This window comes from Roseovarius sp. AK1035 (assembly GCF_003288315.1).
GTDB lineage: Bacteria > Pseudomonadota > Alphaproteobacteria > Rhodobacterales > Rhodobacteraceae > Roseovarius > Roseovarius mucosus_A.
Genome location: NZ_CP030099.1, coordinates 4,000,562 through 4,022,970 on the forward strand (window position 1 = coordinate 4,000,562; position 22,409 = coordinate 4,022,970).

General features: G+C 59.9%; 21 protein-coding genes. 7 read left to right on the forward strand and 14 right to left on the reverse strand.

Features of this window, described 5'->3' with window-relative positions; genetic code table 11:
* Nucleotides 1–17: 17 nt before the first annotated feature.
* From RAK1035_RS19080 to RAK1035_RS19115, 9 genes are all read right to left on the reverse strand, one after another.
* Nucleotides 18–1,529 carry a tripartite tricarboxylate transporter permease gene (locus RAK1035_RS19080; RefSeq protein ID WP_037297440.1) on the reverse strand — a complete coding sequence of 504 codons (1,512 nt, stop codon included), beginning with the start codon at nucleotides 1,527–1,529 and terminating at the stop codon, nucleotides 18–20.
* Between the two features lie 40 nt (nucleotides 1,530–1,569).
* The gene (locus tag RAK1035_RS19085; RefSeq protein WP_008280498.1) at nucleotides 1,570–2,073 is read right to left on the reverse strand and encodes a tripartite tricarboxylate transporter TctB family protein; all 504 of its coding nucleotides are present in this window, start codon (nucleotides 2,071–2,073) and stop codon (nucleotides 1,570–1,572) included.
* Nucleotides 2,074–2,107: 34 nt separating this feature from the next.
* A complete protein-coding gene (locus tag RAK1035_RS19090; protein ID WP_037297528.1) occupies nucleotides 2,108–3,064 on the reverse strand; it encodes a Bug family tripartite tricarboxylate transporter substrate binding protein in 957 nt (318 codons plus the stop codon).
* Nucleotides 3,065–3,232: 168 nt separating this feature from the next.
* Nucleotides 3,233–4,096 carry a universal stress protein gene (locus tag RAK1035_RS19095; RefSeq protein WP_008280500.1) on the reverse strand — a complete coding sequence of 288 codons (864 nt, stop codon included), beginning with the start codon at nucleotides 4,094–4,096 and terminating at the stop codon, nucleotides 3,233–3,235.
* A gap of 2 nt (nucleotides 4,097–4,098) precedes the next feature.
* Nucleotides 4,099–4,275: a hypothetical protein gene (locus RAK1035_RS20295; RefSeq protein WP_157132401.1), complete on the reverse strand. Its 177-nt coding sequence runs from the start codon at nucleotides 4,273–4,275 to the stop codon at nucleotides 4,099–4,101.
* A 29-nt stretch (nucleotides 4,276–4,304) separates the two neighbouring features.
* Nucleotides 4,305–5,222 carry a methionyl-tRNA formyltransferase gene (locus RAK1035_RS19100; protein ID WP_232279177.1) on the reverse strand — a complete coding sequence of 306 codons (918 nt, stop codon included), beginning with the start codon at nucleotides 5,220–5,222 and terminating at the stop codon, nucleotides 4,305–4,307.
* A 58-nt stretch (nucleotides 5,223–5,280) separates the two neighbouring features.
* A complete protein-coding gene (frc, locus tag RAK1035_RS19105) occupies nucleotides 5,281–6,552 on the reverse strand; it encodes a formyl-CoA transferase (RefSeq protein WP_008280502.1) in 1,272 nt (423 codons plus the stop codon).
* Between the two features lie 60 nt (nucleotides 6,553–6,612).
* A complete protein-coding gene (gene oxc, locus RAK1035_RS19110; RefSeq protein ID WP_008280503.1) occupies nucleotides 6,613–8,385 on the reverse strand; it encodes an oxalyl-CoA decarboxylase in 1,773 nt (590 codons plus the stop codon).
* Between the two features lie 62 nt (nucleotides 8,386–8,447).
* Nucleotides 8,448–9,152, reverse strand: a complete 705-nt coding sequence (locus RAK1035_RS19115; RefSeq protein ID WP_008280504.1) for a GntR family transcriptional regulator — start codon at nucleotides 9,150–9,152, stop codon at nucleotides 8,448–8,450.
* A gap of 444 nt (nucleotides 9,153–9,596) precedes the next feature.
* Between RAK1035_RS19115 and RAK1035_RS19120 the strand changes: the two genes are divergently transcribed.
* From RAK1035_RS19120 to RAK1035_RS19150, 7 genes are all read left to right on the forward strand, one after another.
* On the forward strand, nucleotides 9,597–10,175 hold the full coding sequence (locus RAK1035_RS19120; RefSeq protein ID WP_008280505.1) for a hydrolase: 579 nt from the start codon (nucleotides 9,597–9,599) through the stop codon (nucleotides 10,173–10,175).
* A gap of 34 nt (nucleotides 10,176–10,209) precedes the next feature.
* Nucleotides 10,210–11,403 carry an ADP-forming succinate--CoA ligase subunit beta gene (sucC, locus tag RAK1035_RS19125; RefSeq protein ID WP_008280506.1) on the forward strand — a complete coding sequence of 398 codons (1,194 nt, stop codon included), beginning with the start codon at nucleotides 10,210–10,212 and terminating at the stop codon, nucleotides 11,401–11,403.
* Between the two features lie 128 nt (nucleotides 11,404–11,531).
* Entirely contained in the window at nucleotides 11,532–12,413 is an 882-nt protein-coding gene (gene sucD, locus RAK1035_RS19130) for a succinate--CoA ligase subunit alpha (protein WP_008279485.1), read from the forward strand.
* Nucleotides 12,414–12,468: 55 nt separating this feature from the next.
* Nucleotides 12,469–13,224 carry an alpha/beta hydrolase family protein gene (locus RAK1035_RS19135; RefSeq protein WP_050775746.1) on the forward strand — a complete coding sequence of 252 codons (756 nt, stop codon included), beginning with the start codon at nucleotides 12,469–12,471 and terminating at the stop codon, nucleotides 13,222–13,224.
* Between the two features lie 141 nt (nucleotides 13,225–13,365).
* Nucleotides 13,366–14,541, forward strand: a complete 1,176-nt coding sequence (locus tag RAK1035_RS19140; protein WP_008280508.1) for an ATP-grasp domain-containing protein — start codon at nucleotides 13,366–13,368, stop codon at nucleotides 14,539–14,541.
* Nucleotides 14,541–15,440 carry a succinate--CoA ligase subunit alpha gene (gene sucD, locus RAK1035_RS19145; RefSeq protein WP_008280509.1) on the forward strand — a complete coding sequence of 300 codons (900 nt, stop codon included), beginning with the start codon at nucleotides 14,541–14,543 and terminating at the stop codon, nucleotides 15,438–15,440. Before RAK1035_RS19140 ends, sucD (RAK1035_RS19145) begins: the two co-directional genes overlap by 1 nt.
* Nucleotides 15,437–16,426 carry an NAD(P)H-quinone oxidoreductase gene (locus RAK1035_RS19150; protein ID WP_008280510.1) on the forward strand — a complete coding sequence of 330 codons (990 nt, stop codon included), beginning with the start codon at nucleotides 15,437–15,439 and terminating at the stop codon, nucleotides 16,424–16,426. Before sucD (RAK1035_RS19145) ends, RAK1035_RS19150 begins: the two co-directional genes overlap by 4 nt.
* A 75-nt stretch (nucleotides 16,427–16,501) precedes the next feature.
* On the opposite strand, the gene ftsZ is transcribed toward RAK1035_RS19150, so the two are convergent.
* The 5 genes from ftsZ to murB all read right to left on the reverse strand — a co-directional run bounded on the left by ftsZ (nucleotide 16,502) and on the right by murB (nucleotide 22,392).
* The gene (gene ftsZ / locus RAK1035_RS19155; RefSeq protein WP_037297441.1) at nucleotides 16,502–18,103 is read right to left on the reverse strand and encodes a cell division protein FtsZ; all 1,602 of its coding nucleotides are present in this window, start codon (nucleotides 18,101–18,103) and stop codon (nucleotides 16,502–16,504) included.
* 173 nt (nucleotides 18,104–18,276) lie between these two features.
* A complete protein-coding gene (gene ftsA, locus RAK1035_RS19160) occupies nucleotides 18,277–19,611 on the reverse strand; it encodes a cell division protein FtsA (RefSeq protein WP_008280514.1) in 1,335 nt (444 codons plus the stop codon).
* A gap of 3 nt (nucleotides 19,612–19,614) precedes the next feature.
* Nucleotides 19,615–20,484 (reverse strand): cell division protein FtsQ/DivIB, encoded by an 870-nt coding sequence (locus RAK1035_RS19165; RefSeq protein WP_008280515.1) that lies wholly within the window; start codon nucleotides 20,482–20,484, stop codon nucleotides 19,615–19,617.
* On the reverse strand, nucleotides 20,472–21,395 hold the full coding sequence (locus RAK1035_RS19170) for a D-alanine--D-alanine ligase (RefSeq protein WP_198133582.1): 924 nt from the start codon (nucleotides 21,393–21,395) through the stop codon (nucleotides 20,472–20,474). Before RAK1035_RS19170 ends, RAK1035_RS19165 begins: the two co-directional genes overlap by 13 nt.
* Nucleotides 21,396–21,447: 52 nt before the next feature.
* Nucleotides 21,448–22,392 (reverse strand): UDP-N-acetylmuramate dehydrogenase, encoded by a 945-nt coding sequence (murB, locus tag RAK1035_RS19175; RefSeq protein WP_037297442.1) that lies wholly within the window; start codon nucleotides 22,390–22,392, stop codon nucleotides 21,448–21,450.
* Nucleotides 22,393–22,409: the final 17 nt, after the last annotated feature.

Genomic DNA, 22,409 nt, shown 5'->3' on the forward strand with positions numbered 1-22,409 from the left:
TTTTACTCGATAGGTCTTTATTCGGCCGGCTTGGCCCGGCGCGGGCGCAGATACTTGAACGCGGGCATCAGGATCAGGACGATCGCCACGATCATGATCGGTGCCGAAATCGGACGGGTGAAGAAAATCGAGGGATCACCCGAAGACAACAGCAGCGATTGGCGCAGCGTCGGTTCGGCAATCGGACCCAGCACGATGGCCAGAACCGCAGGAGCCACCGGATAGTCGAACTTGCGCAGGAAGAACGCGCCAAAGCCGAAGATCAGCAGCAGCCAGATGTCGAACATATCCTGCATCGCCGCATAGCCGCCAACGACCGACAACACAAAGATCAGTGGTGCCAGCACCGTAAAGGGCATGCGCAGCATCCAGATAAAGAGCGGGATGAAGGCAAGGTTCACGATCAGGGCAAACAGGTTGGACACATAGAACGACCCAATCAAACCCCAGACGAAATCCGACTGCTCCACAAAGAGGCGCGGACCAGGTGTCAGACCCCAGATGACCATCCCGCCGAGCAGAATGGCCGTGGTCGGAGACCCTGGGATACCCAAGGTCAGCATCGGCAGCATGGACCCGGTCGAAGCAGAATTGTTTGCCGCTTCAGGGGCGGCCACACCACCAACATGGCCCTTGCCGAATTCGTCGGGGCGTTTCGAGAGCATCTTGGTCACGCCATAGGACATGAGCGAGGCCGGGGTTGCCCCTGCAGCAGGAAGCACGCCAACAAAGAAGCCAAGGAACGAACCGACAGATATGCCTTTCCACCCCTTTTTGATGGTCGTGCCACTATCCTCAATGATCCCTTTAACCGAGATCTTTGCTTCGGTATTGGTCACTTCCCCGCGTGTGGATTCAATCGTCCAGATCATCTCGCCGATGCCATAGACACCGATGGCCAGAACCAGAAAGCTGATACCGCCCAGAAACCCGTTCATGTCGAGCAGGATCAAACGCGGCGCACCGGAAATCTGGTCAAAGCCCACTGTTGCCAGCACGAGGCCAAAGCAGATCGAAAACACCGTCTTGGGGATATCGTCGCCGCCGAGGCCCACGAATGTGGCAAAGGCCAAAAGCATCAGCGCAAAGATTTCTGGCGGACCAAAGCTGAGCGCCACCGTTGCCAAGAGCGGGGCAAAACCGGTGAAGAGAACAACAGATACCGTTCCCCCGACGAAAGACGCGATCGCTGCCGCCACGAGGGCAAGACGCGCCTTGCCTTGGAGGGCCAGTGGTCGTCCGTCAAAGGTGGTTGCGACCGCCGTCGAGGCCCCGGGAATACCCAAGGTAATCGACGAAATCGCCCCCCCATACATGGCGCCATAGTAGATGGCGGCCAAGAAGATGATTGCTGATCCCGGCGGGACAAGAAAGGTGATCGGCAACAGGATTGCCACACCGTTCACCGAACCCAAACCCGGCATTGCGCCGATAAAGAGCCCGAGAGTCACGCCAACAAAGATGAGCAAAAGGTTAAGAGGTTGCAATGCGACAAATATGCCGTCGCCAAGTAGAGATAGAATTTCCATGGGTTTGGTCGCCCTTTTTGTCAGCTAGGCCGTGACCGGCTCAGTAGATGATTTCGTAGAGGACATTGAACACCGGCTCGGTGAATCCCATGCCTGTTGGCATCGAGATTTGCATCAGCCCTTCGAAGAAGAAGAACAGTCCGAGCGGGAACATCACGACCATCATGCTGGTCAGAAACCAGCCATGTCGGCCGAGGACTTTGAGGTAGTAAATCATGAAGATCGCAACCGCGCCATACATCGACACAATGTCGATCAGGGCAACAAAGCCTATGATACCGCCCCCTACGAGCAACAATGTCTTGAGCCCGTAAGAGTCGAGAACCGGTTCGTCCGACTGGGATTGCGGAGACGTGCCCCGCACCCAGTTCAGGGCGATAAAACCGGTCGAGATCAGCATGCCAAGCGACAGCCAGAATGGCCAGAAGCCGCCCTGTGGTCCGGTTCCGGCAACAAAGCCGATCCCGTTCGCCGATGACTTGTACATCAGATAGATGGAGAGGAGGGCCAGCACGCCCGCCGTCACTAGTTCGCCAACCCGCATGGCCAGCCCTCCTTGTTTTCAGTTTCGGTTCAGATCACTTCATGCCTTCAAGCAGCTTGGTGTGGTTTTCCACCTGCAACTGCCAGTACGCACGCTGCTCGTCGGCGTTCATCCACAGCGGCGAGAGGGATTCAGCTTCCAAGTAACCCTGCCACTCTTCCGAGTTGAAGATGTCCTCAAACAGCTTTTGGTAATAGGCTGCAGCCTCGTCCGACATGCCCGGCGCGCCCACGACGGCCCGCTGGTTGTAGTAGCTGAAGTCTTGGCCTTTTTCCTTGAGCGTCGGAATGCCCGGATAGGCGCTCATCTGCTCGTCCGAAAACACCAGAAGCGGACGTACATCGCCCGACTGGAAGAAACCGCGCGCTTCAGCCGGGTTGTTCACAGTCGCCATGATCTGCTTGCCTGCAAGGGCCGCCGCAACCGCGCCACCACCGTCGAAGGGAATATACTTCGTCTTGAGGTCAAACGCGTTGTTCATGTAGGCGAAAACGATGCTGTCTTCCTGCCCCGTTCCGGTGCCGCCAGTGACATACTCGCCATCCGCCGCCTTGACCGCATCAAGCCACTGCTCGAAGGTCTCGATGCCGCTGTCCTTGTGGACCCAGAGGGCGAAAGGATCAACGCCCATCATCGCAATCGGCGTAAAGGTCTGGATGTCGATGCCCAGCTCTGGCTGACGGATCGGCGTAGAGAAGAACGAGTTCAGCGTCACCAGAATTGTGTGATCCGGATCGTTGGTAGAATTGAGCCAGATCAGCGACTCTGCACCAGAACCGCCACCCTTGTTGTTGGGGATGAGCGGACGGTTTGTCATGTCCTTCTTTTCAGCCACAGACTGAATAAAGCGGGCGATCTGGTCTGCACCACCACCCGGACCCGCCATGATGACAAAGTCGATGGGCTTGCGCGGCTGCCATTCGGCCATGGCGGCTGGGGCAGAGAGCCCGAGCGCGGCGATGCCGACTGCTAACGTCTTTAGAATATTCATGTCTTCCTCCCGTTGATGGCCTGTTTGTTTGGCCAGATGCGTTAGAGGTTCTGACATGCCCTTGACCCTCCTCGGCCATGTTTTTTGGGGCTTATCCGAACCAGATTTTAGTTTGCTGTCGTCCTCCCTTTTCTGTCCAGAACTTTTCCGACCCGCTTGCTCGCGGCCTCAATGCACCATGACGACGGGGATTTTCGCTTCCGCGACAATCGTTGCGGAATTGCCGCCCAAGAGCGACTCCCGCTCATAACTCTCATGATAGGCACCCATGATCAGCATGTTTGCCCCTACTTCGGTGCATTTTTCCAAAAGCGTCCGGCCAACGTTTCCGCTGCGCTCAAAGGTGTTAATCTGCGATGTTATCCCCCGCTGCGCGAGATAATGGCGGAATTCCTCGGGCGTGGCGGTGTGATCGATTCGGCCTCCGGTCAGGATCGTCACCTGGTCCGCACCCTCGATGAGTGGCATCGCCATGGCCACCGCCCGCGAGGCCTCGAGTGAGCCGTTCCAGCCAATCGCCACATGGCTGCCGATATCCGGGGCCACTACCTCGGTTTCGGGACACACAAGAACTGGGCGCCCAGACGTGAAGAGTGCCGATTTCAATGTGTTATACCCAAGGTTCTCTTCTTGGCTCGGCTTCGCCACACAGATTAGATCGGCCAGACGTCCGTAGTGGCGCACCACCTCGACTTGCTTGCCCTCGTATTCGCGAAAGGCAGCCGTGGCCTTGCCGATGGCGCGCGGCTCTACGCTGATGCCGTGACGCTTGGCATCCTCAAGAAACTTGTCGCGCATATAGCCTTGCTCGTAATCCGCCCGTTTCTGGCTGGCTTCTTCCAACTGCTTTCGCAGGAACGCGGGGATAACCACGCCATAGGGCATCATATCTTCGGCCTTAGGGTGACAATGGACCACCCGCACATGGGCGTCATAGCGCTTGGCGAGGGCTGCGGCATGGGCAAACAGGATCGGCCCCCGCCCGTCTTCGCGAACCGGCATCATGATGGTGTGAAGTGTGCTCTTGCCCATGATCAATACAACCCGTTGGGAACGCCTGCGGCGTTGGTGGATAGGAACCGCGCCAAAGGCATGTCGCCCGAAATCGGCGCGGTCACGATGGTGCAGCCTGTCAGACCTCGACCCTTTGGGCTATCGGCAATCTGCCTTGGCCCTCCTGTGGTGGCGTGGGAATGGTCCAAATCAGCCATGATGCGCTCCCATTGCTCTGGTGTCGAAATCAGCTTCCGAGGGTGGCCCCCGGTGCAAGCCCGACCGATGCCGCCCAATCACTTGCGGGCATCTTGGCTCCGCCTGCCGGTCGCACCCGCTTGATCAGGATACGCCCGCCCACGCATTGCACCGCAACGCCCGCATCAGACACGTCACGCACGCGGCCCGAAATCCCGTCCCCCGCCACGATCGCGCAATCGTAAACATCAACCTCTGCGCCATTCAGCGTGGTCCAGGCCCCGGGGGCCGGATTGGTTCCCCGGATGAGGTCATAGACCTGTTTGACCGGTCGATGCCATTCGATCCGCGCATGGGTGCGCGTGCAGCGGCGCTCGTACGTTGCCTGATCTTCGTCGGGCACGATGCGCGGCGGATTACCTGCCCGAAAGAGATCACAGACCGTCAGCACGCTGTCGACAGCATGCGGATAGATCTTTTTGAAATAGAGGTCGATCACCGTGTCATCGGGCCCGATCTCGCATTCCCACTGCAAAAGGCTGTCGCCCTCGTCCAACCCATCCGACGGGTAGAACCACGAATAGCCAGATTTGGTGGATCCCATGATGATGGGCCAGTTGACGGCAGACGGCCCACGATGCAGCGGCAACAAAGAGGGGTGAAAGCAGATCGAGCCATGGGTCGGCGTATCGCGCGCAGCCTCAGGGACAAAGACATTCACAAAGGCCATGACCATCAGGTCCGCCTTATGCCCCGCCAACACCTCAAGCGAGGCAGGATCATCGAAATTGGCAGGCTGGTGGACCGGCAGGCCCTTTTCCAGCGCAAGCTCCTTGATCGGATCGACAGGTTTTCCATCCCGATCAGGTTCGCAATAGACCGCGACAACTTCGTCTGTCCCGGTGTCGAGCAATTTGGCCAGCACATCTTTGCCAAAGGCCTGTTGCCCCATCACTATAAGTCGCATTCGCTCCTCCCGTTTGTGCGGTTGGCCGGTCTACGCCGGCCTTACCGACACCTATTCGTTATTCTGCAGCCTGCTTGGCTGTGCCAACGGCACCGGACTCCATGATCCGCGCCAGATCCTCGCCGGAATAGCCCAGCACATCCTTCAGGATTTCCGCCGTATGTTCCCCAAGAAGGGGCGACCGCGTAACCTCGACCGGGCTATCGCTCAGCTTGATCGGGCAACCGACGCTGGTGTAGCGGCCCCGCGTCGGGTGATCGACCTCGACGATGGTGCCGGTCTTGCGCAGGCCCTCATCCTCCATGATTTCCTTGGTCGACAGGATCGGACCCACGGGGATGTCATGCGGGTTGCAGATGTCCATCACCTCGAACTTCGTCTTGGTCATGGTCCATTCTTCAATGCGCGCAAAAATCGCATCCAGCTTGTCCAGCCGCTCGGCCGGTGTGGCATAACCGGGCGCATCTTTCCAATCAGGCTCGCCGATCACGTCGCAGACCTTTTCCCAGACAGCCGCCTGAGTGATGAAATAGGTATAGGCGTTGGGATCGGTCTCCCATCCTTTACATTTCAGGATGCGGCCCGGCTGACCACCGCCTGAATCGTTGCCCGCGCGCGGCGTCGAGTCGCCAAACGGGATACCTGCGCCATATTGCGAATACTCGGTCAGGGGACCAACAGAGAGGCGCTGTTGATCGCGCAGCTTGACGCGGCAGAGGTTGATCACCCCGTCCTGCATCGGCGCCAGCACCTTTTGCCCCCGACCCGAACGCTCGCGCTGATAAAGCGCGGTCACGATGCCAAGTGCTAGATGCAGGCCGGTGCCACTGTCGCCAATCTGTGCGCCGGTCACAAGCGGCGGACCATCGAGGAAGCCAGTGGTCGAGGCCGCACCGCCTGCGCATTGCGCGACGTTTTCGTAGACCTTGCAATCCTCGTATTTGCCGGGGCCAAACCCTTTGACCGAGGCCATGATGATCCGCGGATTGATTTCCTGAATCCGCTCCCAGCTAAATCCCATACGGTCAAGAGCACCCGGCGCGAAATTCTCAACCAGCACGTCGCAAGTCTCGACAAGGCGCGTCAACACCTCTTTACCTGCCTCATTCTTGGGGTTGAGCTCGATCGAGCGCTTATTGTGGTTGAGCATTGTGAAATAGAGGCTATCCGCCCCCGGCACGTCCACGAGCTGCTTGCGCGTGGCATCACCAACACCGGGGCGCTCGACCTTGATCACATCCGCGCCGAACCATGCCAACAATTGCGTGCAGGTCGGGCCTGATTGCACATGGGTAAAGTCGAGGATCTTGACGCCTTCAAGAGCTTTCATTGAGTTCTCCATCTTCTGAGTCACGTGGGCCTAGTGCCCACGCCCCAGTTTCGTTTTCATTCAGTCTTTACGCGCCTGCGGATAGAGGCGTTGCGCCACCACAGATTGCGGGTTGAGATTGCCGATATTGCCACTTTCCTTGCCCGCTGCCGGGTCAATGATTGCATTGATCAGCGTCGGCTTGCCACTGTCGAGCGCCTCATAAACCGCCTTGCGCAGTTCATCCGGCGAACGTGCGATGACACCGACGCCACCAAAAGCCTCGATCATCAGGTCATAGCGCGATCCTTTGACAAAAACCGTGGTCGCGGGATCATCGCCGCCGCCCCAATTTTCGCCATCACCGCGATAGATACCGTCATTGTTGAACACGACCGTGCAAATCGGCAGGTTGTAGCGGCAGACCGTTTCGATCTCCATTCCGCAGAAGCCAAAGGCACTGTCGCCCTCAACCGCAAGCACACGCTTGCCGGTCTCGATGGCGGCCGCAATGGCCGAACCCAAGCCAATCCCCATCACACCCCAGGTGCCCACGTCGATCCGGTGACGCGGCTTGTGGATGTTGACGATAGAGCGACACATATCGAGCGTATTGGCCCCCTCGTTGACAAGGATCGTATCGGGATTGTCGTTGATCGCGTCTTTGATCACCCCGAGCGCGCCGTGATAATCCATCGGATCATTGTTGTTGCGCAGGCGTGCGTCCATTTTCTCCATATTGGCCGTGGCCTTGGAGTTTACCGCATCAAGCCACTCTTTCGGCGGGGCGATCCCAGCCCCGTCCATCGCCTTGAGCAGCGCCTCACAGCACGATCCGACATCCCCCACGATGGGGGCTGCAATCTCGACGTTCGAGTCCATCTCTTCGGCCTCGATATCCATCTGGACAAAGCGTTTGGCCCCCGGTTCGCCCCACTGCTTGCCCTTACCGTGGCTGAGCAGCCAGTTGATCCGCGCGCCCATCATGATGACCACATCAGAATCTTTGAGCACCATCGAACGCGCCGCCGCGGCACATTGCGGATGGGTGTCAGGCAACAGACCCTTGGCCATCGACATCGGCAGGAAAGGATAGCCGGACTTTTCAACAAGCTCGCGGATCAGATCATCACACTGATCATAGGCCGCGCCCTTGCCCAGCACGATCAGCGGGCGCTTCGCGGTCTTCATCACTTCGATGGCGCGATCAATTGCGGATTTCGCCGGGATTTGCCGCTGCGCTGGCTCGATCACCTTGACAAGCGAGCGCGCGCCCTCAGCCGCATCCATCACCTGCCCCAGCATCGCGCCGGGAATGTCGAGATAGACCCCACCGGGCCGACCGGAAATGGCCGAACGAATGGCACGGGCCACAGCAATGCCGATGTCCTGCGCGTATGTCAGGCGATAGGACGCCTTGCAGAATGGCCGCGCCATGGCCAATTGGTCCATTTCCTCGTAATCGCCTTGGGCAAGGTCCACGATCTCGCGCTCGGACGAACCGGAAATCAGGATCATCGGCCAGCAATTCGTGGTCGCATTCGCAAGAGCGGTCAGCCCGTTCATGAAACCGGGGGCAGACACTGTCATGCATACGCCGGGCATCTTCGTGAGGAACCCCGCAACCGACGCGGCATAGCCCGCATGCTGCTCATGCCGAAAGGAAATCACCCGCATTCCCTGTGCCTGCGCATAGCGGCCAAGGTCGGTGATCGGGATGCCGGGGACGTTATAGATCGTCTCAATCCCGTTGAGTTTGAGTGCATCAATCAGCAGGTGAAACCCATCTGTGAGATTTTCGATATCCCCTTCAGGTGCCTTGCTATGTGCTACGTGTGCGCTGGCGACTGCCATGGTTTCCCTCCCGTTTCAAATCTGTCTCACCCCGTCTATGCTGCCGGGTGTGAGGATGATGTTCAGCCCGTGTTCGCCGCAGCGTTGCGGGTTAATTCCAGCCGGCCCCAAGTTCTGCGAAGGTGCTGATGCAACTGCATCGTATGCTCCCGCACCCGTTCAGCGGCCTCCTCGGCATCGCGACGCTCCAACGCCTCGATGATTTCAGCATGATCGACAACCGATCGCTTGACGCGATCACCCTCCCACATAGACCGAAGCCGCACCGCTTGGATGTGCAGAAACAGCCCCTCCGCCATAGTCTTGAGCAGGCCACAATGCGAAATTTCCAAGATGTGCATGTGGAACTTTAGGTTGTCGTCAGAATATTCAGCGATCCGCGTCGCGGAGAGCTCGTCATTGTATTTCGAGGCGATCTTGCGCAGTGTCGCAATCTCTGTGTCAGTCGCATTATCAACCGCAAGCCGTGCCGCCATACTCTCAAGCGCCGCCCAGGCCACGATCATCTCCAGGATCTCTTCCAGACTCTTGCGCTGAACAAACACACCTTTGCGCGGGACCACCGTCACCAGCCCATCAGACTCAAGCCGCGCAATCGCGTCCCGTAGCGGGGTGCGCGAAATATTCAGTTGCTCCGCCAACGAACGCTCGTCCAACCGCAGTTCTGCGTTCTGATCGTAGATATCCATCTCTAGGATCGCCTCGCGCAGACGGTCGTAAACATGATCCTTGAGCGTGAATTTCGACGCGATCGGGCGTAGCTTCATGTTATCCCTCCAATGCGCCCGCGCCCTTAGGCGGCCATGCTCATTTCTGTGGTATACCATAGACCAGCATATCAGGTCGGGCAAATCATTTTTCCAAGATTCGTCGCCGCAGGTGCAGCATGACTCACCGGAAATGACCATGACAGCCTTGTTTATCAAGCAGAATTCAGGCGTGCGGACCTAACGGTCATCGACGACGGCTCAATCCTAACGAGGCAATGATAAATATCTGATTATATTTGTTTTTTGTTAATTTTATTACAATCTAGAGAGGATGCCCACTCTCACCGAATCACATCGCGCGTGTCGCACTGCAGCATCGCATCGCACAATGAAACCGCTTCACCGGGTCTTGCATTGTCTTAGCTTGAAACCTGCAGATCACGCCTGAAAATTGCTGGGTTGCTGGGCAAAATCATCTGTGGTATTTGGAATACCACAAGAATGAACACCACATTTGTGGATGACATCAGGGGGACGATCATGCTTATCCGTGCCGCCGACAGCGCGCTTGTGATCATTGATATGCAAGAGCGGCTCGTCCCCGCCATGCAGGCTCCGGCGCGGACGATTCGCAATGCGCGCACTCTCATGGCCTGCGCGCAAGAAATGGCTGTACCCGTGGTGATGACCGAGCAGTATCCGTCAGGTCTTGGTCGCACCGTCCCGGATCTCAAACCGGGGCCAGATGCCGTCGTCCTCAGCAAAATGCATTTTTCCTGTATGGAAGACACCCATTTTGCAGCGCATTTCCGCGCTCTTGGCCGCAAACAAGCCGTGCTTGCGGGAATGGAGGCGCATGTCTGCGTGCTGCAAACCGCCGCAAGCCTGATCGAAGAGGGATTTGAGGTTTTTGTTGTCTCAGATGCCACCGCCTCACGCACGTTGGAGAGTGAACATGCTTGCATCGCGCGGCTCAGCGCAGCGGGTGCAGGTATCGCCACCACGGAAATGGTCGTGTTCGAATGGCTGGGCCAGGCTGGAACACCGGCCTTCAAGAAACTGTTGCCACTGATCAAATGACGGCCGCGGTCGTATTATCCAAGGGAGGAAGAGCGTGAACATCCATGAATATCAGGCAAAGGCCTTGTTGCGCAGTTATGGCGCACCGGTCAGTGAGGGCCGGGTCGTCTTGCGCGGCGAAGAGGCCAAGACCGCCGCTGGCGCGCTCGATGGCCCCGTCTGGGTGGTCAAAGCGCAGATCCACGCTGGTGGCCGTGGTAAGGGCAAGTTCAAAGAGGCGGGTGCCGGAGAAAAAGGCGGCGTGCGCATTGCCAAGTCTGTGAACGAGGCGGCAGAAGAGGCCAAGCGCATGCTGGGCCGTACACTTGTCACGCATCAGACCGGACCTGAGGGCAAACAAGTCAACCGCATTTACATCGAAAACGGCTCGGCCATCGCGCGCGAACTCTATCTTGCCCTGCTGATCGACCGCCAGACCAGCCGCATCAGCTTTGTCTGCTCGACCGAGGGCGGCATGGATATCGAAGAGGTCGCCGCAGAAACGCCTGAGAAAATCCTCAGCTTCGCTGTCGATCCCGCCACCGGCTACATGCCCTATCATGGACGACGCATCGCCTTTGCGCTTGGTTTGACCGGCGGTCAGATTAAACAATGCGTATCTTTGATGGGCCTGCTCTACCGTGCCTTTGTCGAAAAAGACATGGAGATGCTCGAGATCAACCCGTTGATCGTTACCACCGACGGCAATCTGATGGTGCTCGACGCCAAACTTGGCTTTGACGGCAACGCGATCTACCGCCACGCCGATATCGCCGAACTTCGCGATACCTCGGAAGAAGACCCCAAGGAGCTTGAGGCCTCGAAATACGACCTCAACTATATCGCGCTCGATGGCGAGATTGGCTGTATGGTGAATGGTGCGGGTCTGGCGATGGCGACGATGGATATCATCAAGCTTTATGGCGCCGAGCCCGCCAATTTCCTCGATGTGGGCGGCGGGGCGACCAAGGAAAAGGTCACCGAGGCCTTCAAGATCATCACCTCTGATCCGCAGGTCAAAGGCATCCTCGTCAACATCTTCGGCGGCATCATGCGCTGCGATGTGATCGCCGAGGGCGTGGTGGCTGCGGTCAAAGAGGTGGGGCTGAAAGTGCCGCTCGTGGTCCGTCTCGAAGGCACCAACGTGGAAAAGGGCAAGGAGATCATCAACACCTCCGGCCTCGACGTGATTGCCGCCGATGATCTGAAGGACGGCGCGCAGAAGATCGTTAAGGCCGTCAAGGGGTGAGCGCCGGTCCGGGGCCTTGGCCCCGGCAAACGCTCCGGTGGAGCGTTTGAGGCGCGAACGGGCGGAGCCCCGGATCATCCGACCATACCATAACGCGGCCCCGCCGCAGAACTCAGGAGCCAAACAAAATGGCAGTCCTCGTCGACAAACATACCCGCGTGATCTGTCAGGGCCTTACCGGCTCGCAGGGCACATTCCACTCTGAACAGGCCATCGCCTATGGCACCCAGATGGTCGGCGGCGTGACCCCCGGCAAGGGTGGCACGACGCATCTCGACCTGCCCGTATTCAACTCAGTACATGAGGCCAAGCATGTGACAGAGGCCAATGCGAGCGTCATCTACGTGCCGCCGCCCTTTGCTGCGGATTCCATTCTCGAGGCGATTGATGCCGAGATGGAGCTGATTGTCTGCATCACCGAAGGCATCCCGGTTTTGGACATGATGCGCGTCAAGCGCGCGCTCGAAGGGTCGAAATCGCGCCTCATCGGCCCGAACTGCCCCGGCATCATCACGCCCGACGCCTGCAAGATCGGCATCATGCCCGGCCATATCCACCGGCGCGGCAGCGTCGGCGTGGTCAGCCGCTCGGGCACGCTGACCTATGAGGCGGTCAAGCAGACCTCGGATGTGGGCCTTGGCCAGTCGACTTGCGTCGGCATCGGCGGCGACCCGATCAAGGGCACCGAACATATCGACGTGCTGGAATGGTTCCTGGCCGATGACGAAACGCAGTCGATCATCATGATCGGCGAAATCGGCGGTAGCGCGGAAGAAGAGGCGGCGCAGTTCCTGAAAGACGAAGCCAAACGCGGGCGTAAAAAACCTGTCGCAGGCTTTATCGCCGGGCGCACAGCCCCGCCGGGCCGCCGCATGGGCCACGCCGGCGCCATCGTCGCGGGCGGCAAAGGCGACGCCGAGAGCAAGATCGAAGCCATGAAATCCGCCGGCATCACCGTGGCCGAAAGCCCCGCTGGCCTCGGCGAGGCCGTGCTCAAGGCGATTGGCTGAATCACTTAAGACCGGTAACAATGGGAGCGCATGCACAACGTGAAGGGAATTCACCATGCCGCTACCGCTCTCATTGTTCCGTCTAAGTGCATTATTGGTTCTGGGCCTCGCCAATATGGCGATGGCCCAGTCCCCCGGGCCTCTGAACGGTCAGATGTTTGGCGCAGGCAACCGCGCTCTCGTGGTCGTGGTTCACGGCGATGTCAGCAAGGGCGGGCCAGCCACCTATCATTATGATTTCGCGGAACAGGTCGCAAAGCAAGGCAAAGGGACCAGTGTCTTTGCCCTCATAAGGCCCGGATACACGGGTGAAAAGGGTCAGAAATCCCCCGGCTCCAACAACGGGCGCAGCGATCACTACACCAAGCAGAATAATGCACTGGTGGCACAGACAATCCAGAATCTTGCAAAAACCGTCGGAGCATCAAAGGTAATCGGCGTAGGCCATTCAGGCGGGGCCGCGCAACTTGGGGCGATCGCCGGTCTGTATCCGGGCCTGTTAGACAGCGTGATTCTTGTCTCCTGCCCCTGCAACATTCCCGCATGGCGCGCCAAACGTGGCAAATCCGCTTGGAAAAACAGCCTCTCTCCTTCTGACTATGTCGGTTCCATCGCGCGTGGCACTCGTATTTTTGCGGTCGTGGGCGATAAGGACACGAATACCTACCCTGAATTCTCAGAAGCATTCGTCACCGCCGCCAAGGCGCGTGGACTTCCCGCCGCATATGTTCCTGTCAAAGGGGCAAGCCATGGCTTTGATGGGTTGCAACGCACCGTAGAACAGTTGACCTTGCAAGAAATTGCCAAATGAGCAGGGCAAGCGCATGGTAGAACGGCACGAGGAAAGAGTCTGGCCGAAACCGCCTGCCGGTCCCCAGAATGGAATGGCATCCGTTGACTAGATCTGGCACCTGGTATACCAAGAACCATAGCCGAACAGGAGGCACATCCCATGTTTCTCGCCGAATATCAGTCTAAAGAGCTGCTCGCGCAATATGGCGTGCTTGCCCCCGACGGGCGTCCCGCGCGTAGCCCGGACGAAGCGCAACGCCTGTGCAAGGAAATTGACGCGCGAAAATACGTGGTGAAGGCCCAGATCGGCGCAGGTGGGCGCGGGCTTGCTGGGGGTATCCGCTTTGCCGCGACGCCCTCTGCCGTGGCTGACGAGGCGCGCCGCCTTCTTGGATCGACCCTAGTAACAGACCAGACCGGACCGGCAGGAGAGACCGTAACCCTCGTGCAGATCGAGGCGGCGATTGACATCGCACAAAGCTGTTTCGTCGCCATCGCCTTTGACCCGGAAACAGGGCAGCCCATGCTTTTGGCCTCGGGTGCGGGCGGGGTGGAATTCGAGCAGCGCGCCCGCATGGACGAGGACACGGCTCAAAGCTGCCCGCTACCTTCGGATAGCCCCGAGGCGCGCGCCAAGATTGCACCCTTTCTGACTGGTGTCGGGATCAGCGAAGCGCAAGACGCGGCCATCGACGCGATCTTTGCCGCCCGCCTCGCCTTTACCGAAAACGACATGACACTTATCGAAATCAATCCCTTTGCCCGAACGACCGATGGCCGCTGGATGGCCGTGGATGCCAAGGTTGCGATTGATCCAAACGCCGGCTTTCGCCGCCCCGAATTCGCCTCCATGGTCGCGGACCGTCCCGCACCAGCGGATGAGTTGGCCGCGCAGAAACACAATATCAACCTAGTACGGCTCGAGGGGAACATCGGCGTTGTTGCCAATGGCGCGGGGCTTGGCCTTGCTACTAATGACATGATCACAGACGCTGGCGGCAAGGCTGCAAACTTCATGGATATCCGCACGACCGCGAGCAGTATGGATGTGGCGCGCGGGGTCGAGATACTTCTCGCCGATGATCGAGTATCGGCGATCCTGCTCACCATTCACGGCGGCGGCATGACCTCTGCCGATACGGTAGCCGAAGGCGTAAACTTTGCCTATGCTAAAGCCACGCGGAAGCTGCCGGTGATTGCCTATATCTCGGGGAAACATGCCGATTGGGGCCACCGCATCCTGCGCGAACGCAAAGTGCCGGTTGAGAGCTGCGACACGCTGTCGGCTGCGGTTGGACGGGTAGTAGAGCTGGCAGGCCAGAGGAGGGCACGCTGATGGCGATCTTTGTCAATTCCGAAACACGGCTCATTGTTCAGGGCATGACCGGGCGCTCCGGCACCTTCTACACCGATGAGGCGATGCGCTATGGCACCACCTGCGTGGGCGGCGTGCGCCCCGGCAAGGGCGGCGCGCGGCATCTGGGCCTGCCGCTTTTCAACACCGTGCGCGAGGCGGTTGAAGCGACACAGGCCAACGCCAGCCTCGTGATCGTACCCGCACCTCAGGCTGGCCCCGCGATGATCGAGGCGATCGAGGCCGGGGTCAGCGTGGTCGTCTGCGTGACAGAGCGCGTGCCACAACATGACATGAGCCGCGTCAAACAGGCGCTTGCGGGCACCGATACCATATTGATTGGCCCCAACTCGCAGGGCATCCTGACCCCGGGCCAATGCAAAATCGGCGTCATGCCGACGGTGAATGCAATGCCGGGCCATATCGGTATTGCCTCACGTTCGGCCTCGCTTACCTCGGAAATCCTTGCGCAATGTAGCAAGGCGGGGCTTGGACAATCGACCACCGTGGGCATTGGGGGTGACACATTGCATGGCGTGGGCTTTGTCGACTGTCTTAAGGCATTTCGTGACGATCCAGAGACCGAGGCTGTCGTTATGATCGGCGAGATTGGCGGGCGCGGCGAAGAAGAGGCCGCCGCCTATCTCGAAGCGGTGGACTATGGCAAGCCCGTCGTTGCCCTTGTGGTCGGACGCCATGCGCCGCGCGGGCGGCGGATGGGCCATGCTGGCACGCTTTCGGTTCTGGGCGGTGGCACGGCGGCGGATAAGATCGCGCGTCTGCGCGGTGCCGGGGTCGAGATTGCAACCCATGCCGATGACGTGGTGGCCGCCGTAGCACGCGCGAGCGCCAAGACACCGCAAAAGGCGGCTGCCCGATGAGCGCCTTGCCCGAAACCATGCGCGTTATCGAAATGGCCGCCCCCGGTGGCCCCGAGGTTCTGATCCCGGGCACGCGCGCCCTGCCCGACTGTGGCACAGGCGAGGTTCTGATCCGCGTCACCGCCGCTGGCGTCAACGGTCCGGACCTTGTGCAGCGACGCGGGCATTACCCTCCACCCAAGGGCGCGTCGGACCTCCTTGGCCTTGAGGTTTCTGGCGAAGTGGTTGCTTGTGGCGAGGGTGTCACCAAATGGCACCCCGGAGACCGCATCTGCGCCCTGACCAACGGCGGGGGCTATGCCGAGTTTGTGGCGGTCGACGCCAGCCATTGCCTGCCCATCCCGAACGGTGTGGACGAGGTCGAGGCCGCGGGCCTGCCCGAGACCTTTTTTACCGTCTGGAGCAATGTGTTTCTGGGGCACAATCTGCCCAAGGACGGCGTTTTCCTTGTGCATGGCGGAGCAGGTGGGATCGGCTCAACCGCAGTTCAATTGGGCAAGGCTATGGGCCTCACGGTGCTGACGACGATTGGCGATGACGCAGCGGCGCAATTCGTGACCGAATTGGGCGCAGACCGAGCCATCAATTTCCGCACCGAGGATTTCGTCGCTCTCACTCGCGAGGCTGGCGGGGCCGACATCATCCTCGATATCATAGGCGGCGATTATGTAGCGCGAAACATCAAAGCCGCGCGGCACGATGCCCGGATCATCCAATTGGCATTCAACATGGGCTCAAAGGTCGAGATTGATTTGATGCCTGTGATGCTCAAACGCCTGAGCTATACCGGCTCTACTCTGCGCTCGCGCCCCGAAGGCTTCAAGACGCAAGTGGCCGAAGCCCTGCACGAGACGGTTTGGCCTCTCTTCACTGCTCAGAAGCTGCGCCCGGTAACGCACCGCGTCCTGCCGATGGCCGAGGCGGCAGAAGCGCATCGGTTGATGGAGGCCGCCGAACACCACGGCAAGATCCTCCTGCGGATGTGAAGAGACGCACCAAACCGAAATGAAATAAAAAAGCCGCCCAAATGGGCGGCTTTTTCATTTGGCTTGAAACGATAATCAGTTCGCCTGACGACGCAGGAAGGCTGGGATTTCGATCTGCTCGTCCTCGTCATGGGCACGCGCCGGGGCCTGCTGGGGCTGTGCGCCGCCCATGGTTGGCTGTTGGCGGCTCGGGCGCGCGACAGGCTGCGCACGTTCTGGCTCGGCAGAATGGCCGGTCATGCGGTTTATGAGCGAGTTGATGCCAAAGCGCGGACGCTCTTCTGCGGCCCGTGCCTCGGGCTCGGGGCGGCGCTGTTGAGGCTGTACCGGGGCACGACCGACAGCCGCCTGCAACCGTTGGAGCGCCTCGGGCGAGGGGGTGCCGGGGGCCGGTGCACGCGGCGCAAGGTAGGCTTCGAGCTCGTCTTCATCGTCATAGGTGTTGCGCGCAAACTCTTCGACACGCGGCTGATAGGCAGGCGGCGGAAGATCGTCTTCTGCGATTTCCTCTTCGAAAATATCTTCCATCTGATCTTCGGCGGCTGCGCGCTGCGTCTCCATCGCCGCAAAGAGCGACGGCTCCGGCTCTGCCACACGCGCGGCGACCGGTGCAGGCTCGGGCTTGGCCACCGGGGCAGCCTCGGCGCTGACGTGCTGCTTGAGCGGCTGCGCCATCGAGCGGCGCGGTACTGGCAGATCGGCGGCTACCTGGCTTACGTCGATGCCCGTTGCCACAACGCTGACACGGATCGAGCCTTCCATCGACGGATCAAGGGTCGAGCCCACGATGATATTGGCATCCGGGTCCACTTCCTCGCGGATACGGTTGGCGGCTTCGTCCAACTCGAACAGCGTGAGGTCATGCCCACCCGTGATGTTGATCAACACACCCTTGGCGCCCCGCAGGCTGATTTCATCCAAGAGCGGGTTGGCAATCGCCTTTTCGGCGGCCTGGATGGCGCGATCTTCGCCGCTATCCTCGCCTGTGCCCATCATCGCCTTGCCCATCTCGTCCATCACCGCGCGCACGTCGGCGAAATCGAGGTTGATGAGGCCCGGACGCACCATCAGGTCTGTCACACCCTTGACGCCCTGATAGAGCACGTCATCGGCCATGCTGAACGCTTCGGTGAAGGTCGTCTTTTCGTTCGCCAGACGGAACAGGTTTTGGTTGGGGATGATGATCAATGTATCGACCATCTTTTGCAGCGCCTCAACGCCTTCTTCTGCCTGACGCATCCGCTTGGCGCCTTCGAACTGGAACGGCTTGGTGACAACACCCACCGTCAGTACGCCCAATTCCCGCGCGGCCTGCGCGATGATCGGTGCAGCACCGGTTCCGGTTCCGCCGCCCATGCCCGCAGTGATAAAGCACATGTGCGCGCCAGCCAGATGATCAACGATCTGCTCGATGCTCTCTTCGGCGGCGGCGGCCCCGACAGAAGCCCGCGCGCCTGCACCCAGACCCTCTGTCACCTTCACACCCAGTTGGATGCGGCTCTCTGCGTTGCTCTGGCTCAGGGCCTGCGCATCTGTGTTGGCCACCACGAAATCCACACCATCGAGACGCTTTTCGATCATGTTGTTCACGGCATTGCCACCCGCCCCACCCACACCGAAAACGGTGATACGGGGCTTCAGCTCGTCATGTCCGGGCATAGTGAGGTTGAGTGTCATAGCTTGTCCGCCTGTCCTGATGCCCACATTCGCGGGCTGTTTTCCGCCTGATTGCGCCCATTCTTACCGATGGTTAGCCCAATCGTCACCTAAAAAACACGTTTTGACCACTAAATATGGTCATATTTCCAGCCTTTTTCGCGGGATTTCGCCGACTACGCCATATCTTGCGATCACCAGTTGTCCCGAAACCATTTCATTGCCCGCTTGAGCGACCGCGCCGGATAGCGATCCACCGGAATCTCGAAATCCCACCATTCGTCTTGCGGATTGGCCGCAAAGAGACACATGCCCACGGCACTGGCAAAGCCTGCCCCGGTTGCCGCTTGCGGCAGACCATGCACCCGCAAAGGCCGCCCAAGCCGTACCTGCTGTCCCAATATCTTGCTGGCCAGCCCGTCAAGGCCGGGGATCTGGCTGCCGCCGCCGGTCAGCACAATCTGCTGGCTTGGCAGGTGATCGAACCCGGCCGCATCAAGCCGTGCGCGCACCTCTTCGAGAATTTCCTCGACCCGAGGGCGCATAATGCCGATCAATTCGGCCCGGCTTACGCGGCGGCGATCATGCTCGTAATCGCCGGTATCACCACCGATATCGATCATCTCGCGGTCGTCCATTCCAGTGGCAACCACTCCGCCATAAAAGGTCTTAATTCTCTCGGCGGTGGCCTGCGGCACTTGGAGGCCCATGGAAATGTCGTTGGTGACGTGGTCGCCACCCATCCGCACACTGTCGGCGTAGATCATATGCTTCTTCATGAAAATGGACACGCCCGAGGTGCCGCCACCCAGATCAATACAGGCCGCGCCCAACTCCTGCTCGTCCTCGACCAAAGCGGCAATGCCCGACACATAGGCAGAGCTGGCAACCCCTGCGAGTTCCAGATCGCAGCGCTTGACACAATAGGCAAGGTTCTGGATCGCCGCACCATCAACGGTCAGCATATGCATATCGGTGGCCAGCACCTGCCCCATCTGCCCACGCGGATCAATCAATCCACTGCGGTGATCCAAGGCGAAATTGACCGGCTGCGCATGCAGCACCTCACGCCCCTCGCCAAAATCAGGCACATCACAGGCGCTCAGCACGCGGCTGATGTCCTGCTCGCTGACGGTATGGCCCTCAAGCTCGACCTGCCCCGCCAACCCATAACTGCGCGGCCCTGCGCCCGAAAAACAGGCAATGACGTGATCAACACGAATGTTGGCCATCTTTTGCGCCGCCTGAACGGCGGTGCGAATGGCGCGCTCGGTCTCGGCCATGGCGTCGATCTCGCCAAAGCGCACCCCGCGCGACCGTGTCGTGGCCGCACCGATCACCCGAAAGCCAGCTTGTCCCGCCATCCGGCCGATGCCTTCGGCCTCGTGCAGCCGCTCGGTGCCGTCAAAGCGCAATACAAGGCAGGCTATCTTGGAAGTGCCCACATCCAGGACAGCGACCACCCCCCGCTGCATCGCCGCCTTGCGCATGTTGCGCATCGCCCGTTGGGATTCGTAGAGCTCGATCATGGTTCAGTTCGTCCCCAAACTCATCTGTGTTATGGTCCACCAGTCTTCCATGGCATTCTCGTTCAGGCGGATTGTCGGGCGTGCGGCAATGCGCATGTCGACCGAGGCCAGATCACGCCCCAGCATATCCTGCGCCCCGTGCAGCACGATCACACGCTCCAAAGCGCGCACCGCCCCGGTTTCGGGCAACAGGATGCGTTTGCCATCCGCCAACACCAGATCCCACCGCCGCTCTCCCATCCGCACAAGACCGCGCAGGTCCATGCCAAGCGGAACAGCCGCCCGTAGAAGTTCAATCGCCTCAGCCACCTGATCCGGGGCTCCATCGCCCGCCACCACCGGCAGGTCAGCACGCTCGGCGCGGGCTTTGACCACGCCGATCACCTGCCCTTCGATGTCGATCACATTGAGCGCGTCGCGCGTTTTCCAAAGAGCGACCGGAACCCGCTCGGTGATTTCGGCGACCAGAACACCGCCCTGACGGATACGCACCTCGGCGCGCGCGACCGCAGGCAGCTCTTCGATCATCACGCGGATATCATCGAGTACAAGGTCAAACGAGCTCGCGGGCAGGTCATAGGGGAAAATCTCGCGGATATCCTCTTGCACGCTGGTGCTCGCCCCTTCGACTGACAGAAGGTTGACCATGAACTCGGGGCGGGTTTCGATCTGGTGGCGGATTTCGGCAACCTGCTCGACAAGGGCGGTGCGCCGCGTCTCGCTGCTGAGATATCCGCCAGCGATCCCCGCCACCACCAGTATCGGCAAGCCAAACCGGATCAGACGCCGATAGAGCGGCGTCAGCATCAGGCGCTGAAGACGGTAGGACATGCGCGACGGCGCAGGATCAGCGCGCGGAATTACCGGTTGCATGACGCATCCTCCACCATCCAGCGACACAACTCGGGAAAGGTAATGCCGACCGCTTGTGCCTGTTCCGGGGCGAGCGACGTGGGGGTCATTCCCGGCTGCGTGTTGGTTTCCAACAGGATCAACCCATCACGCCCACGCGCCGCGTCCCAACGAAAATCAGTGCGGCTGACCCCGCGACACCCCAGCACCGCATGCGCCCGCAGCGCATAATCCAGACAGGCATCAAAAATCTCTTGCGGAATTTCAGCGGGCACCACATGGCGCGACCCACCAGGTTTGTATTTGGCGTCGTAGTCATACCAGCCATCAGTCAGAATATCCGTCACGGTCAGGGCGCGGTCGCCCATAACCGTCGTGGTCAATTCGCGCCCCGGCGCATAGGCCTCGACCATCACCACCTCGGGCATGTCATCGGACAGGGCGGGTGGATTGTTGGCGCCCGCCTCAACCAGATAGATGCCGACGGAAGAGCCCTCGTTACATGGTTTCACCACATAGGGCGGGGGCATGACATGGCGCGTGCGCACCTCATCGCGCCGCGCCAGCACACTCTCGACCACCGGCAGGCCAGCCGCGCGATAGGCCGCCTTGGTGCGTTCCTTGTCCATGGCAAGTGCTGAGGACAGCACGCCCGAATGGGTGTAAGGCAGGCGCAACCATTCCAGCATCCCCTGCACGCACCCATCCTCGCCCCAACGCCCATGCAGGGCATTGAATACCACGTCCGGCTTTATCGCTTGTAAACATGTGCAGAGGTCGGCCGCGGCATCCACCTCAACCACCTCAAACCCTGCTTCCCGCAATGCGACGGCGCACTCACGCCCTGAAGAGAGCGACACGTCCCTCTCCGCTGAGGGGCCGCCCATGATCACCGCCACTTTCGGGGTTGTTCTGCTCGAACCAACCACCATGTGCCTCAATGTCCCGGGCTGGTTCACCAGCCCTGTTGTCGATTTGTTTTTGTTAGTCTGCCTGTGGGCTTGCGCCCGGAGCCGGTTCGCCGACCCTCATGATTTCCCACTCTAACTCTATTCCACGCATTTGAAAAACCTTTTTTCGCACATCTTCGCCAAGACCTTCCAGATCGGCGGCAGACGCCCCGCCGGTGTTGATCAGGAAGTTGGGATGCATCTCGCTCATCTGCGCCCCACCGCGCCGTGTGCCGCGCAATCCCGCCTCGTCGATCACTTTCCACGCCTTCAGATCATGCACGTCATCCGCCCTCCCGGTCGAGGAAAATCCCGCCGGATTGCGAAAAGTGCTGCCTGCGCTGCGCTCTTTCGTTGGCTGCGTGGCGTCACGCTTGGCGATTTGGTCGGCCATTTTGGCCTCCAGCGCCGACGGATCGCCCAAGCCCCCCTCAAAGGTTGCCTCTACGATCACCCACCCGTCAGGAACAGCGCTGTGCCGATAGGCGAAGTGCAGCGCATCATGCGCGAGGGTCACCACCTCGCCGCCCCGTGTCACGGCTTTCGCCTCAATCAGATGATCGGCCACATAGGCCCCGTAACAGCCCGCATTCATCCGCACCGCGCCACCGATGCTCCCCGGAATCGTGCGCAAGAACGTCAGATCAACGCCCGCCTCGGCTGCCCGCCGTGCCACATGCGCATCAAGGGCAGCAGCCCCGGCGATCACGCGACTGCCCTCAACACGAATGCTATTGAACCCGCGCCCCAACCGGATAACCACCGCGTGCACCCCGCCATCGCGCACAATCAGGTTGCTGCCCACGCCCATGGGAAACACCGGCAGGCTGGGGTCAAGCCCCGCAAGAAACCCTGCCAAATCGTCAAGATCTGCTGGTTGAAACAACCAATCCGCAGGCCCGCCCACACGCAGCCAGGTCAGGTCAGCCAAGGGCCGGTCGGGCGTCAGCGCGCCCCGTGTCTGTGGCATAGTCATCATGACAGCGCTTCTGCCTT